The sequence below is a fragment of the Halomonas halophila genome (genome assembly GCF_030406665.1).
GTDB lineage: Bacteria > Pseudomonadota > Gammaproteobacteria > Pseudomonadales > Halomonadaceae > Halomonas > Halomonas halophila.
In genome coordinates this window covers 1,146,928-1,161,642 of record NZ_CP129121.1, presented here as the reverse complement: position 1 = coordinate 1,161,642, position 14,715 = coordinate 1,146,928, and the positions used below count along the sequence as shown (strand labels likewise).

Here is a 14,715-nt window from a genome sequence, read left to right as displayed (position 1 = left end):
CGGGCCCATCCCTCCGGGCCGGGCGGCATGATAGGCTAGGCGGCGACGTCACCCTGCTTCGGAGCCGACCATGACCGCCGCCCAGTTCCTCGAGAGACTGGTGGGCTTTCCCACCGTGTCCCGCGACTCCAACCTGGACCTGATCGCCTTCATCGAGGCCTGGCTCAACGACCACGGCGTCGAGCACTGGCGCGTCGACAGCGACGACGGCGCCAAGGCCAACCTGCTGGCCCGCATCGGCCCCGAGGTCGAGGGCGGCGTGGTGCTCTCCGGCCATACCGACGTGGTGCCGGTGGACGGCCAGCCCTGGTCGACCGATCCCTTCACCCTGACCGACAAGGGCGACGGCCGCCTCTACGGCCGCGGCACCTGCGACATGAAGGCCTTCATCGCCTGCGCCCTGGCCGAGGTGCCGCGCTGGGTCGAGCTCGAGCTGGATGCCCCCATCTATCTGGCCTTCTCCTACGACGAGGAGATCGGCTGCGTCGGCGCCCCGAGGATGATCGAGCGGCTGATGGCCGATCATCCGCGCCCGGCGGCGGTGTTCGTCGGCGAGCCGACGCTGATGGAGCCGGTGGTCGCCCACAAGGGCGCCACCAACCTGCGCACCACCGTGACCGGACGCGCCTCGCACTCCAGCCAGGTCAACCAGGGCGTCTCGGCGATCCACGTCGCCGCCCGGCTGGTGACCTACATCGAGGACGTGATGAGCGAGCTGCGCGCCGAGGGCCGCGTCGACGAGGCCTTCAACGTGGTCCACTCCAGCCTGCACGTGGGCAAGATCCAGGGCGGCACCGCCATCAACATCATGGCCCGGGAGTGCAGCTTCGAGTGGGAGATCCGCCATCTGCCGTCGGACCGCTTCGAGGACCTGTTCGGCCGCATCGAGGCCTGTGCCGAGCGGCTGCAGGCCGAGATGCGCGAGCGCGCCCCGGACGCCGGCATCCACACCGAGCGGCTCAACGTCACGGTGCCGGCGCTGGCCGACGACAACAACGCCGAGGTGCTCTCCCTGTGCCGGGAGCTCGTGGGCGAGGCGCCTGCCGGGGCCGTGGCCTACGCCACCGAGGCCGGCCAGTTCCAGCGCGCCGGCCTGCCCACGGTGATCTGCGGCCCGGGCAGCATCAGCCAGGCCCACCAGCCCGACGAGTACCTGGAGATCGCGCAGCTGGAGGCCGGCTCAGCCTTCATGCGCGCCTTGGGCGAACGACTCGAGAAGAAGGAAGCCTGAACATGCCGCGACTGCTGATCGTCAAGACCGGCGACGCCTTCGACGACGTGGTCCGCGACCATGGCGACTTCGAGGCGCTGTTCCGGGACCGGCTGGCCCCGGCCTGCGGCGAGTTCACCCTCGAGGTGTACGACGCCCGCCATGACGGCACGCTGCCGACGCTGACCGCGAACGACGCCCTGGTGATCACCGGCTCCCACGCCATGGTCAGCGACGCCGAGCCCTGGAGCGAGGCGCTCAAGCCCTGGCTGCGCGAGGCCCGCGAGCTCGGCGTCGCCATGTTCGGCGTCTGCTACGGCCACCAGCTGATGGCCGCGGCCTTCGGCGGCGACAGCGGCTATCATCCCGCGGGCCGCGAGACCGGCACCCATCAGGTGCGACTGACCGAGGCCGGCCGGCGCGACGGCCTGCTGGGCGCCCTGCCCGAGGCCTTTCCCGCCCAGCTGACCCACGCCCAGTCGGTACTCCAGGCACCGCCGGGCGCCGAGGTGCTGGCCGTGAACGACCACGATCCCTTCCAGGCGCTGCGCTACGGGGCGAACCAGTGGAGCGTGCAGTTCCATCCCGAGTTCACCCCGGCGGTGATGCGTGCCTATCTCCGCCACCAGTACGCCGGGCTGGCCGAACAGGGGCGCGATCCCGAGTCGCTGCTGACGGCGGTGTCGCCGACCCCCGAGGCCACCTCGCTGCTGGCCCGCTTCTGCACGCGGCTGTCGAATCTCGACGGGCCGGCCTGACACCAAGGTCATATTGACGAAATGTGCAACATAAAACACGATATGTTGAAACTTCAGCGGACGCGGGACTCGTGAAAGACAAGCAGCGCAAGACAGCCTCCCGGCCCAGCGTGGCCGACTTCCTGGCCGAGGCCATCTTCTCCGGTCGCTACCAGCCGGGGGACTTCGTGCCCAAGGAGGTCGATCTCTGCGAGCAGTTCGCCATCAACCGCTCGGCGGTGCGCAGCGACCTGCGCCAGCTGGTGGACGTGGGCATCATCGAACGCATCTCGGGCCACGGCTCCAAGGTGCGCGAATACGCCGAGTGGAACATCCTCGACCCCCAGGTCACCGACTGGATGACCCGCTACGCCGCCCCCAATCCGCGCGTCCAGCAGGAGATCCTGTCGTTCCGCCTCGACGTCGAGCCGTACGTGGCGATGACCGCCGCCAAGCGCGCCACCGCCCGCGACCTGGTCGCCATCGAGGAGGCCCTCGATGGCATGGGTCAGAACCTGCACGGTCCCGACGGCCAGGATGGCCGCCTGCACAGCGACTACGACGTCGCCTTCCACGTCGCCATCTTCAAGGCCACCCACAACATCGTCTGGGCCCAGCTCTCGCACATCCTGCGACCCTCGATCTACATGCTGATCGAGACGTCCAACGTCAGCGCCAGCGATCCCGAAGAGAGCCTGGAGCGCCATCGCCGGCTGATGGAATGCATCCGCGCCCGCCGCCCCGAGGACGCCTTCCTTGCCGCCCAGGCGGTACTCGCCGGCACCGCCGAGGCGCTGGGCATCGAGCCCGGCGACAGCGCCCTGGGCCGCCAGCTGACCCTCGGCCGGGACACCCCATGACGACGACGGCCGGCGCCCTCCCGAGCGCCGGCCGTCGTACCTTCCTTCTTTCTGCTTCCCTCTTCCTTCTTCTTTTGTCAGTGATTGTCCCGCGGCGGGCTGAGCCGGGCCACGTCGCGATACTTCGTCGCCGGCGCCAGGGTCATGCCGCGGTCCAGCGGCTCGACCATCGAGCGCTGGATCTCCTGCCAGGGCGTCTGGTGGTCCGGGTAGCGATAGCCGCCCTCGGCTTCCAGCCGCTCGCGGCGCGCGGCCAGCTCGGCGTCGTCGACCCTCAGCGTCACCTCGCAGCGGCCCAGGTCCACGCGCAGCCGGTCGCCGCTCTCGAGCAGCGCCAGCGGCCCGCCGGTGGCGGCCTCCGGCGAGGCGTTGAGGATCGACGGCGAACCCGAGGTGCCGGACTGGCGGCCGTCGCCCAGGCACGGCAGGGATTCGATCCCCGCACGAATGAGGGCTTCGGGCGGCTGCATGTTGACCACCTCGGCGCCGCCGGGATGGCCCACCGGGCCGGCGCCACGCATCACCAGGATGGTGCGCGCGTCGATCTCCAGCGCGGGGTCGTCGATGCGGGCGTGATAGTCCTCGGAGCCGTCGAACACCACCACCCTGCCCTCGAAGGCGTTGGGGTCCTCGGGGTCGCTGAGGAAGCGCTCACGGAAGTCCGCGGCGATCACGCTGGTCTTCATCAGCGCCGAATCGAACAGGTTGCCCTTGAGGTTGAGGAAGCCGGCGTGCTCGACCAGCGGGTTGGCGTAGCGGCGGATCACCTCGTCGTCGGCGGTCTCGCGGCCGGCCAGGTTCTCGGCCAGGGTGCGGCCGTTGACGGTCGCCACCTCGCCGTGGAGTCGCCCGGCCTCGAGCAGCTCAAACATCACCGCCGGCACGCCGCCGGCGCGATGGAACTCCTCGCCGAGATAGGCCCCGGCCGGCATCACGTTGGCCAGCAGCGGCACCTCGTGGCCCAGCCGCTGCCAGTCGTCGTTGTCGAACGCGACGCCGGCATGGCGGGCGATGGCGTTGATGTGGATCGGCGCGTTGGACGAGCCGCCCAGCGCCGAGCAGGTGACCACGGCGTTCTCGAACGCCTCGCGGGTCAGGATGTCGCTCGGCCGCAGGTCGTCCCACACCATGTCGACGATGCGCTCGCCGGTCTGGTAGGCCACCGCGCCGCGCTCCTTGTAGGGCCCAGGGATCATCGCCGAGCCGGGCAGGCTCATGCCCAGTGCCTCGGCCAGCGAGTTCATGGTCGAGGCGGTGCCCATGGTGTTGCAGTGGCCCACCGAGGGCGCCGAATCGGCGATCCGCGACAGGAACTCGGGGTAGTCGATGTCGCCGGCGGCCAGACGCTTGCGCATCTCCCACACCACGGTGCCGGAGCCGACGCGCTCGGCGCCGCGCCAGCCGTTGAGCATCGGCCCGCCGGACAGCACGATGGCCGGGATGTTGACCGTGGCCGCGGCCATCAGGCTGGCCGGGGTGGTCTTGTCGCAGCCGGTGGTCAGCACCACGCCGTCCAGCGGATAGCCGTGCAGCACCTCGACCAGGCCCAGGTAGGCCAGGTTGCGATCCAGCGCCGCGGTGGGGCGGCGCACGTTCTCGTGGATCGGATGCAGCGGGAACTCGAAGGGCACCCCGCCGGCGGCGCGAATGCCGTCCTTGACCCGTTTCACCAGCTCGATGTGGTGCCGGTTGCAGGGCGTGAGGTCCGATCCCGACTGGCAGATGCCGATGATCGGCCGGCCGCTGATCAGCTCCTCCAGGGTGATGCCCTGGTTCATGTAGCGCTCCAGGCACAGCGCGGTGGTGCCGGGATGGTGCGGGTTGTCGAACCAGTCGCGCGAGCGCAGCTGGTCGGGCGTCATGCGGGGTCGCTGGGTCGTCATGGCCGCTTCACCCTTCAGTGCGAATGGCGCGGCACATCGGCGCCCCGCGAACCGACCAGGAAGTCGAAGTCGCAGCCCTCGTCGGCCTGCAGCACGTGCTCGATGTAGAGCTGGCGGTAGCCGCCGCTGCGGGCGATCTCCCTGGATGCCGCGGTGGGATCGCTCTCGGCCAGGCGCGCCTCGAGTTCGGCCTCGTCGACCTCCAGATGCAGCCGGCCGCTATCGCAGTCGAGCTCGATCCAGTCGCCGTTGCGCACCGCGGCCAGCGGGCCGCCGGCGGCCGCTTCCGGGGCCACGTGCAGCACCACGGTGCCGTAGGCGGTGCCGCTCATGCGGGCATCCGAGATGCGCACCATGTCGGTGATGCCCTGCTCCAGCAGCTTGGACGGCAGGCCCATGTTGCCGACCTCGGCCATGCCGTGATAACCGCGCGGCCCGCAGTTCTTCATCACCAGGATGCTGTCGGCATCGACGTCCAGGTCCGGGTCGTTGATGCGCGCCTTGTAGTCGTCGAAGTTCTCGAACACCACCGCGCGGCCGCGATGCTGCATCAGCTCGGGGCTCGCCGCCGAGGGCTTGAGCACCGCGCCGCCCGGGGCCAGGTTGCCACGCAGCACGCACATGCCGCCGTCCTCGCGCAACGGGTTGTCCAGCGGGCGGATCACCTCGTCGTTGTACTGCGGCGCGTCCTGCACGTTCTCCCACAGGGTCTTGCCGTTGACGGTCAGGGCGTCCTTGTGGGGCAGCCGGTCGGCCTCGCCGAGACGCCTGAGCACCGCGGGCAGGCCGCCGGCGTAGTAGAACTCTTCCATCAGGAAGCGCCCGGAGGGCTGCAGGTCGACGATGGTCGGGGTGCCGCGGCCGATGCGCGTCCAGTCATCCATCTCCAGATCGACGCCCATGCGCCCGGCGATGGCCTTGAGGTGAATCACGGCGTTGGTGGAGCCGCCGATGGCCGCGTTGGTGCGGATGGCGTTCTCGAAGGCGTCCTTGGTCAGTACCTTCGACAGCTTCAGGTCCTCGTCGACCATCTCGACGATGCGATTGCCGGAGAGATGCGCCAGCACGTAGCGGCGCGAATCCACCGCCGGGATCGCCGCGTTGTGCGGCAGCGAGGTGCCGAGCGACTCCGCCATGCAGGCCATGGTGGAAGCGGTGCCCATGGTGTTGCAGGTGCCCGCCGAGCGCGACATGCCGGCCTCGGCGGCCATGAAGTCGTGAATCGAGATCTTGCCCGCCTTGACCTCCTCGGAGAGCTTCCACACCACGGTGCCGGAGCCGATGTCCTGGCCCTCGTGCTTGCCGTTGAGCATCGGCCCGCCGGTCACCACGATGGTCGGCAGGTCACAGCTGGCCGCGCCCATCAGCAGCGCCGGGGTGGTCTTGTCGCAGCCGACCAGCAGCACCACGGCGTCCATCGGGTTGCCGCGGATGGCCTCCTCGACGTCCATGCTCGCCAGGTTACGGGTGAACATCGCCGTGGGGCGCAGGTTGGACTCGCCGTTGGAGAACACCGGGAATTCCACCGGGTAGCCACCGGCCTCGAGGATGCCCTTCTTGACGTGTTCGGCGATCTTGCGGAAGTGGGCGTTGCAGGGCGTCAGCTCCGACCAGGTGTTGCAGATGCCGATGATCGGCTTGCCCTGGAACTCGTGGTCGGGAATACCCTGATTCTTCATCCAGCTGCGGTACATGAAGCCGTTCTTGTCGGCGCTGCCGAACCATTCGGCGCTGCGCAGCCGGCGCTTGTTATCGGTCATGGAAGCCTCTCCTCGTCGCGTCTCGCGGCCTGTTCTCGTGTCGAGCGCTGCTCCGAGGCATGTCCCTCGGATGGCGCGGCCATGGCATGACGGTAGCCGCCTGGCGGCTCATAGTCGACACATACGAAAGTATATGTTGAACAAATTAAGACTATGTACAACATTTGTCGTCGCGACGGCACGCCACACATAGCGCCGCGACACAACAACAGCTTCGATGGAGAGTTCCGATGCCTAACCTCAAGACGTCCGGCCTGCTGCTCACGGGCACCGCGCTGATGCTCGGCCTGTCCTCCGCCCAGGCGGCGGAGTACGAGTGGAAGTTCCAGGCCTCCGAGACCGCCGGCGAGCCCAGCTTCCAGATCAAGCAGGAATGGGCCGAGCGAATCGAGACCATGACCGATGGCCGCGTGAGCATCGAGGTGCTGCCGATCAACGCCGTGGTCGGCCCCACCGAGACCCTGCAGGCGGTCTCCTCGGGCATCCTCCAGGGCCACATGACCGATCCCAGCTACTTCTCCGGCCAGGATCCGGCCTTCGGCATGATCGGCAACCTGGTCGGCGCCTGGAGCAACCCCTACGACTTCCTGGAGTTCATGAAACAGGGCGGCGGCGAGGCGCTCTACAACGAGCTGGCCGAGCCCTATGGCACTCACCTGATCGGTGCGGCCACCTTCCCGCTGGAGTCGATTCCCTCCACCGTCGAGGTCGATTCCATCGACGACTTCCAGGGCCTCAAGATCCGCGCTCCCCAGGGCATGGTCTACAACATCTTCGAGCGCATCGGCGCCACCCCGGTCAACCTGCCGGGCTCCGAGGTCTACACCGGCCTGGAGAAGGGCGTGATCGACGCCGCCGACTCCACGGTGCTGTCCAACAACGACGCCATGGGCATCCACGCCTTCGCGCCCTATCCGCTGTATCCGGGCTTCCACTCCATGCCGATGATCGCCGTGTCGATCAACAAGGACATCTGGGACGGCCTGCCCGAGGACATTCAGACCACCCTCGAGACCGCCTTCGACGGCATGGCCTATGACCTGATCGCGCGGCTCAAGGCGCAGGACATCGAGACCCTGCAGGCGCTCAACGAGGATCCGGACGTGCATCCGATCGACCTGTCCGCCGAGGAGCGCAAGGCGTTCCGCCAGGCCGCCAAGGAAGAATGGAGCGAGTGGGCCGACCGCAACGAGATGACCCAGAAGATCTACGACCAGGCCACCGCCTTCCTCGAGGCCCGCGGCCAGCTGTAATCCCCGCTCACGAGCCACACCGGACGGCGGCGCCTCGACGCCGCCGTCTTCCACGACGTTCATGACGGCGCCCCGTGCGCCCCCGGAGGAGTCATGTCTTCCCCCCTTCCCGACGACCCCGCCGCGACCGAAGGCGACACCGCGCCCCCGGTTCGCGGCGCCTTCGACCGCGGCGTGGTCATGGCCGCCCGCGCCGCCGCCTGGCTGGTGTTCATCGCCATGGCGATCAGCGTCTATGAGGTCATCATGCGCTACGGCTTCGGCTCCCCCACCTCCTGGGTCCACGAGAGCGTGGTGATGCTGGTCGCCGTCGGCTTCGCGCTCGGCGGCCCCGCGGCACTGGCCAGCGATCGTCATATCCGCGTCAAGGTGCTCTACGATGCCGCCGGACCGCGCCTCAAGCTGTGGCTCGATCGCTTCAACGACCTGGTGACCTTCGGCTTCTGTCTGGCCATGAGCTACGCCGCCTTCACCATGTTCTGGTCCGCCTCGCACAACCCGCTGGGCGAGTGGCAGCTGGAGCGTTCCGGCACCTCCTGGAACCCGCCGTTCCCGGCGCTGGTGAAGGGCGTGATCCTGCTGGCGCTGGCCATCATGTGCGTGCAGGCCTTGCTGCACCTGTCCCGCTCGCTGCGCCGCAAGCCCGACACCCTTTCCCACGAGGCTGACTGATGGATATCGCAACCGGAACCATGCTGATGGTGGGGCTGATCTTCGCCCTGCTGGTCACCGGCCTGCCGCTGGCCTTCATCACCGGCCTGGTGGCATTGGCCTTCACCTTCGGCTGGTTCGGGCCCAACGCCCTGCCGCTGGTCACCAGCCGGGTCTACGGCTTCGTCACCGAGTACTCCCTGGTGGCGGTGCCGATGTTCGTGCTGATGGCCTCGCTACTGGACCGATCGGGGATCGCCAAGGACCTGTTCAACGCCATGCGCGTGTTCGCCGGCCGCCTGCCCGGCGGCGTGGCGGTGCAGACCGTCGTGGTGGCCTTTTTCCTGGCCGCGCTGTCAGGGATCATCGGCGGCGAGATCGTGCTGCTGGGCATCCTGGCGCTGCCGCAGATGCTGCGCCTGGGCTACGACAAGCACCTCTCCATCGGCGTGGTCTGCGCCGGCGGTGCGCTCGGCACCATGATGCCGCCGTCCATCGTGCTGATCATCTACGGCCTGATCGCCTCCCAGTCGATCGCCGACCTGTTCACCGCGGCCATCACCCCGGCGGTGATCCTGATGGCCAGCTACATCGGCTACGTGCTGGTGCGCTGCCTGAAGAATCCCGCGATGGGGCCGCCGATGACCGACGCCGACCGCGAGGAAGGCTTCGCCAACCGCTGGCAGGCGCTGCGCGCCATCATCGTGCCGGCGCTGATCGCCGGCCTGGTGCTGGGCTCGATCTACGGCGGCGTGGCCTCGGTCACCGAGGCGGCGGCCATGGGCGTGTTCGGCGTGCTGCTGGCGGTGGTCGCCCGCGGCGAGTTCTCGGTCAAGACGCTGCACCAGAGCCTGGGCCAGACCCTGACCACCTGCGGCATGATCATCTGGATCGGCATCGGCGCCGCGGCGCTGGTGGGCGTCTACAACCTGATGGGCGGCAACCGCTTCATCTCGGGCATGATCATGGGCCTCGACGTGGCGCCGATCGTGATCATCCTGGTGATGATGGCGATCCTGCTGGTGCTGGGCATGTTCCTCGACTGGATCGGCGTGGCCATGCTGACGCTGCCGATCTTCGTGCCCATCGTCGAGCAGCTGGGCTACAGCCCGATCTGGTTCGGCATCCTGTTCGCGGTGAACATGCAGGTGTCGTTCCTGTCGCCGCCGTTCGGCCCGGCCGCCTTCTACCTCAAGGGCGTGGCGCCGCCGGAGGTCAGCCTGAAGGACATCTTCGTCGCGGTGCTGCCCTTCATCGCCCTGCAGCTGTGCGTGCTGTTCGCGCTGCTGTTCTGGCCGAACCTCGCCATGTGGCTGGTGTAACGACACCGGCAGGGCGGCGAGGCCCGTCGCCCTGCCCCACCGGACAGGCCCGGTGATGACCGCCAACCGCTCGTCCGCCCATGCCAAGGAGCCTTCCATGACACTGACGCCCGAGCCCCTCGTCGAGCAGCGCGCCGATCCCTGGATCCTCGCGCACGCCGGCCACTACTACTTCATCGCCTCGGTGCCCGACTACGACCGCCTGGAGATTCGTCGCGCCGACGACATCGCCGGGCTGGCCAAGGCGCCGGCCACCACGGTATGGCGCAAGCCCGACACGGGGCCGCTGTGCGCGCTGATCTGGGCCCCCGAGCTGCATCGCGTCGACGGCGTGTGGGTGATCTACTTCGCCGCCGCGCCGTCCCGCGAGATCGTCGATGGCCTCTTCCAGCACCGGATGTACGCCATCACCTGCGCGGCGGACGATCCGCTGGCCGGCGACTGGAGCGAGCCTGTGCAGATGGAGACGCCGCTGGACAGCTTCTGCCTGGACGCCACGACCTTCCAGCTACGCGGGCGCAACTACTACGTCTGGGCCCAGAAGGACCCGGCCATTCCCGGCAACTCGAACCTCTACATCGCCGAACTGGCGGGCCCGACCCGGCTGGCCGGGACGCCGACCAGTCTGAGCGTGCCGGAATACGACTGGGAGACACGCGGCTTCCTGGTCAACGAGGGCCCGGCGGTGCTGCAGCGCCACGGCCGGCTGCTGCTGACCTACTCGGCCAGCGCCACCGACGAGAACTACTGCGTGGGGCTCCTGTGGGCCGATGCCGACAGCGACCCGCTGGACGCCGCGAGCTGGTCGAAGTCACCGACGCCGATCCTGGTCAGCGATCCGGCCCACGAGATCTTCGGCCCCGGCCACAACGGCTTCACGGTCGACGAGGACGGCAACGACCTGCTCGTCTATCACGCCCGGACCTACACCGACATCCAGGGCGATCCCCTGTGGGACCCCAACCGCCATACCTACGTCAAGCCGATCCGCTGGGACGAGCAAGGCTTCCCGGACTTCGGCCGCGCCGGCGAGGACACCCTGCCGCCGGCCCGGTGAGAAACGGCCAGCCACCATCATCACGACACAATAGAATCAACATATAAAATTATATGTTGCACATACACCGGGAGCCGGGGCTATGATGGGGCCACTTCGGTGCTTCGCCGCTCCGACCCGACAGCCGAGGACACACGCCATGCGCATCATCCAGTGCCTTCATGACGGCGCCGCCCGCGCCGCCCTGGTCGAAGACGACAACAGGGTCCGCCTGACCGAGGCCGACACCTACACCCTGGCCCGGCGCGCCATCGCCGCCGGCCGCCCGCTGGCCGAGGTCGTCGAGGCGGCGCTGACCGAGACGCGCCTCGACTACGGCCAGCTGATCGACGAGCGCCGCCTGCTTCCGCCGCTGACCCATGACGATCCGGCCCATTGCCTGGTCACCGGCACCGGCCTGACCCACCTGGGCAGCGCCGACACCCGCGCCTCCATGCACGCCAAGGCCCAGGCCGACGAGTCCGAGCTGACCGACTCCATGCGCATGTTCAAGCTCGGCGTGGAGGGCGGCAAGCCCGCCACCGGCGAGACCGGCGCCCAGCCGGAGTGGTTCTACAAGGGCGACGGCGACTGCGTGGTGGCCCCCGAGGCGCCGATGCCGGTGCCGGCCTTCGCCGAGGACGCCGGCGAGGAGCCGGAACTCGCCGGGCTCTACGTGATCGGCGACGATGGCCAGCCCTGGCGCGTCGGCTACGCCATCGGCAACGAGTTCTCCGACCACGTCACCGAGCGCTTCAACTACCTGTGGCTGGCCCATTCCAAGCTGCGCCACTGCAGCTTCGGCCCGGAGCTGTTGATCGGCGAGCTGCCCGACCACCTCGAGGGCACGAGCCGCATCGTGCGCGACGGCGAGACCCTGTGGGAGAAGCCCTTCCTCACCGGCGAGGCCAACATGGCCCACACCGTCGCCAACCTCGAGCATCACCACTTCAAGTACCCGGGCTTCCGACGCCCCGGCGACATCCACGTGCACTTCTTCGGCACCGCGACGCTGAGCTTCGCCGACGGCGTCCAGACCCGCGACGGCGACCGCTTCGAGATCGATCTGCCGGCCTTCGGCCGCACGCTGCGCAACCCGCTGGCGTTCGAGGACGTCGCCGCCGACACCCCCGTTCATTCCCTGTGACCCCAGGAGGTTCCATGACACTGGAAGGCAAGCAACTGATCGGCCAGCAGGCCGTGCTCAGCGACGGCAAGGCGATCCAGGCCGTCGATCCCGCCACCGGCGAGACCCTGTCCCCGGTCTATCCCGGGGGTGGCCAGGCCGAGGTCGAGCGCGCCTGCGAGCTGGCCTGGGCCGCCTTCGACGCCTACCGCGAGACCGGCCTCGAGGCCCGCGCCGCGTTCCTCGAGACCGTGGCCGACGAGATCGAGGCCATCGGCGATGAGCTGATCACTCGCGCCATGGCCGAGTCCGGCCTGCCGCGGGCCCGCCTGGAAGGCGAGCGCGGCCGCACCTGCGGCCAGCTGCGCCTGTTCGCCAAGGTCGTGCGCGCCGGCGAGTGGCTCGACGTGCGCCTGGATCCGGCCCTGCCCGAGCGTGCGCCGATGCCGCGGGTCGACCTGCGCCAGCGCCACATCGCCCTGGGCCCGGTGGCCGTGTTCGGCGCCTCCAACTTCCCGCTGGCGTTCTCCGTGGCCGGCGGCGACACCGCCTCGGCGCTGGCCGCCGGCTGCCCGGTGGTGGTCAAGGCCCACTCCGCCCACCCCGGCACCTCCGAGCTGGTCGGCCGCGCCGTGCAGCGCGCCGTGGCCAAATGCGAGCTGCCCGAGGGCGTGTTCTCGCTGCTCTACGGCTCCGGCCGCGAGGTCGGCCAGGCGCTGGTGCGCGACGCGCGCATCAAGGCCGTGGGCTTCACCGGCTCCCGCGGCGGCGGCACCGCGCTGATGCAGGCCGCCCAGGAGCGCCCCGAGCCGATCCCGGTCTACGCCGAGATGAGCTCCATCAACCCGGTGTTCCTGCTGCCGGAAGCGCTCCAGGCGCGTGGCCAGGCGCTGGGCGAGGCCTTCGTCGGCTCGCTGAACATGGGCGCCGGCCAGTTCTGCACCAATCCCGGCCTGGTGATCGCCGTCAAGGGCGAGGCGCTGGATGCCTTCGTGGCGTCCGCCGCCGAGGCGGTGAAGGGCTCCGCGGCCCAGACCATGCTGACCCCGGGCATCCATGACGCCTACGTGCAGGGCGTCGACGGCCTGGTCGCCAGCAGCAAGGCCCGCGAGATCGCCCGCGGCAACGCCGGCGACGGCCCCAACGCCTGCCAGACCGGGCTGTTCGTGGCCTCCGCCGAGGACTTCATGAGCGACGAGGCGCTGCAGGCCGAGGTCTTCGGTGCTACCTCGCTGGTGGTCGAGTGCGCCGACCTCGACGAGGTCAAACGCGTGGCCGAGTCCCTGGAAGGCCAGCTCACCGCCACCCTGCAGATGGACGACGCCGACCTGGACGCCGCCCGCGCGCTGCTGCCGACGCTCGAACGCCGCGCCGGCCGGGTGATGGCCAACGGCTGGCCGACCGGCGTCGAGGTGTGCCATGCCATGGTCCACGGCGGCCCGTACCCCGCCACTTCGGACTCGCGCACCACCTCGGTGGGCAGCGCGGCGATCCATCGCTTCCTGCGTCCGGTGTGCTACCAGAACCTGCCCCAGGGCCTGCTGCCCGAGGCGCTGCGCGACGGCAACCCGGCCGGCGTCAGCCGCCTGGTCGACGGCCAGCGCGAGGCCTGAGGAGATACCCATGCCCGATAGCATGACCTTCGCCCTGCCCGAGGATGCCGACCAGGCGCTGCTGGTCGGCCGGGTCTGGCGCGATGCGCCCCATCCGGGCCCGGCCCTGGTCGTCGTCCGCGACGGCCGGGTGATCGACATCTCGGCGAGCGTCGCCTGCATGGCCGACCTGCTCGAGCGCGACGACGCCGCCAAGCTGATGGCCACGGCCGAGGGCGAGGACCTGGGCCCGGTCGAGAAACTGCTCGCGCGCTCGCTGGACGAGACGCCCGAGGCGCCCTACCTGCTCGCGCCCTGCGACGTCCAGGCGATCAAGGCCTGCGGCGTGACCTTCGCGGTCAGCCTGATGGAGCGGGTGATCGAGGAGCAGGCCGGCGGCGATCCGGCCCGGGCCGGCGAGCTGCGCGAGGAGCTCAAGCAGGTGATCGGCGGCGATCTGTCGAAGATCGTGCCCGGCTCCGAGGCGGCCATGGCGCTCAAGACCGAACTCCAGGCCCGCGGCGCCTGGTCCCAGTACATGGAGGTCGGCATCGGGCCGGATGCCGAGGTCTTCACCAAGGCGCAGCCGCTGTCGGCGGTGGGCTTCGGCCGCGGCGTGGGGCTGCATCCGGCCTCCGAGTGGAACAACCCGGAACCGGAGATCGTGCTGGCGGTGGACGCCGCCGGCCGGCCCCGCGGCGCCTCGCTCGGCAATGACGTCAACCTGCGCGACGTCGAGGGCCGCAGCGCCCTGCTGCTGGGCAAGGCCAAGGACAACAACGCCTCCTGCGCCATCGGTCCGTTCATTCGCCTGTTCGACGAGCGCTTCACCCTGGACACGGTGCGCCGGGCCCGGGTGTCGCTGCGCATCGAGGGCGCCGACGACGGCTTCGTGCTGGAAGACGGCAGCGACATGGCCGAGATCAGCCGCGATCCGCTGGACCTGGTGCGCCAGACCCTCGGCGCGCATCACCAGTACCCGGACGGCTTCATGCTGTTCCTCGGCACCATGTTCTCGCCGATCCAAGACCGCGACGGCGAGGGCCAGGGCTTCACCCACCACCTGGGCGACACGGTGACCATCGCCACGCCCTCGCTGGGCGCGCTGGTCAACCGCGTCGACCGCTCGGACCGGCTGCCGCCCTGGACCTACGGCATCCGCCAGTGGATGGCGGATCAGGCCAGACGGAGATAGAGAGGTATTCTCCGGGGACACGCGGGTCCCCGGCCTCTCTCACCACATGAAAAGGGGCGGCCCATCCGGGCCGCCCCTTTCTTCTTTCCT

12 protein-coding genes are annotated in these 14,715 nt (G+C 69.4%); 10 read left to right on the top strand and 2 right to left on the bottom strand.

Going from position 1 to position 14,715, the window contains the following annotated elements; translation table 11 throughout:
• Positions 1-70 precede the first annotated feature (70 nt).
• From argE to QWG60_RS05210, 3 genes are all read left to right on the top strand, one after another.
• Positions 71-1,231 (top strand): acetylornithine deacetylase, encoded by a 1,161-nt coding sequence (gene argE / locus QWG60_RS05220; RefSeq protein WP_146910323.1) that lies wholly within the window; start codon positions 71-73, stop codon positions 1,229-1,231.
• Between the two features lie 2 nt (positions 1,232-1,233).
• Positions 1,234-1,968 carry a glutamine amidotransferase gene (locus QWG60_RS05215; protein ID WP_146910320.1) on the top strand — a complete coding sequence of 245 codons (735 nt, stop codon included), beginning with the start codon at positions 1,234-1,236 and terminating at the stop codon, positions 1,966-1,968.
• Between the two features lie 71 nt (positions 1,969-2,039).
• Entirely contained in the window at positions 2,040-2,807 is a 768-nt protein-coding gene (locus QWG60_RS05210) for a FadR/GntR family transcriptional regulator (RefSeq protein WP_035594095.1), read from the top strand.
• 77 nt (positions 2,808-2,884) lie between these two features.
• Here the strand turns inward: QWG60_RS05210 and QWG60_RS05205 are convergent, their stop codons facing one another.
• Positions 2,885-4,690, bottom strand: a complete 1,806-nt coding sequence (locus tag QWG60_RS05205) for an IlvD/Edd family dehydratase (protein ID WP_290130932.1) — start codon at positions 4,688-4,690, stop codon at positions 2,885-2,887.
• Between the two features lie 14 nt (positions 4,691-4,704).
• Positions 4,705-6,450, bottom strand: coding sequence for an IlvD/Edd family dehydratase (locus QWG60_RS05200; RefSeq protein ID WP_046079900.1), 1,746 nt, complete (start codon positions 6,448-6,450; stop codon positions 4,705-4,707).
• 230 nt (positions 6,451-6,680) lie between these two features.
• Here QWG60_RS05200 and QWG60_RS05195 point away from each other — a divergent pair, with 230 nt between their 5' ends.
• The 7 genes from QWG60_RS05195 to QWG60_RS05165 all read left to right on the top strand — a co-directional run bounded on the left by QWG60_RS05195 (position 6,681) and on the right by QWG60_RS05165 (position 14,625).
• Positions 6,681-7,703: a TRAP transporter substrate-binding protein gene (locus QWG60_RS05195; protein WP_146910390.1), complete on the top strand. Its 1,023-nt coding sequence runs from the start codon at positions 6,681-6,683 to the stop codon at positions 7,701-7,703.
• Between the two features lie 93 nt (positions 7,704-7,796).
• Positions 7,797-8,375, top strand: coding sequence for a TRAP transporter small permease subunit (locus QWG60_RS05190; RefSeq protein ID WP_107181626.1), 579 nt, complete (start codon positions 7,797-7,799; stop codon positions 8,373-8,375).
• Complete coding sequence (locus tag QWG60_RS05185) at positions 8,375-9,676, top strand: TRAP transporter large permease (protein ID WP_046079897.1); 1,302 nt, start codon at positions 8,375-8,377, stop codon at positions 9,674-9,676. Before QWG60_RS05190 ends, QWG60_RS05185 begins: the two co-directional genes overlap by 1 nt.
• A gap of 97 nt (positions 9,677-9,773) precedes the next feature.
• Positions 9,774-10,733: a glycoside hydrolase family 43 protein gene (locus QWG60_RS05180; protein WP_146910394.1), complete on the top strand. Its 960-nt coding sequence runs from the start codon at positions 9,774-9,776 to the stop codon at positions 10,731-10,733.
• A gap of 139 nt (positions 10,734-10,872) precedes the next feature.
• Positions 10,873-11,859 (top strand): AraD1 family protein, encoded by a 987-nt coding sequence (gene araD1, locus QWG60_RS05175; protein WP_146910395.1) that lies wholly within the window; start codon positions 10,873-10,875, stop codon positions 11,857-11,859.
• Between the two features lie 14 nt (positions 11,860-11,873).
• Positions 11,874-13,451, top strand: a complete 1,578-nt coding sequence (locus tag QWG60_RS05170; RefSeq protein ID WP_290130931.1) for an aldehyde dehydrogenase (NADP(+)) — start codon at positions 11,874-11,876, stop codon at positions 13,449-13,451.
• 10 nt (positions 13,452-13,461) lie between these two features.
• Positions 13,462-14,625, top strand: a complete 1,164-nt coding sequence (locus QWG60_RS05165) for a fumarylacetoacetate hydrolase family protein (RefSeq protein WP_290130930.1) — start codon at positions 13,462-13,464, stop codon at positions 14,623-14,625.
• Positions 14,626-14,715: the final 90 nt, after the last annotated feature.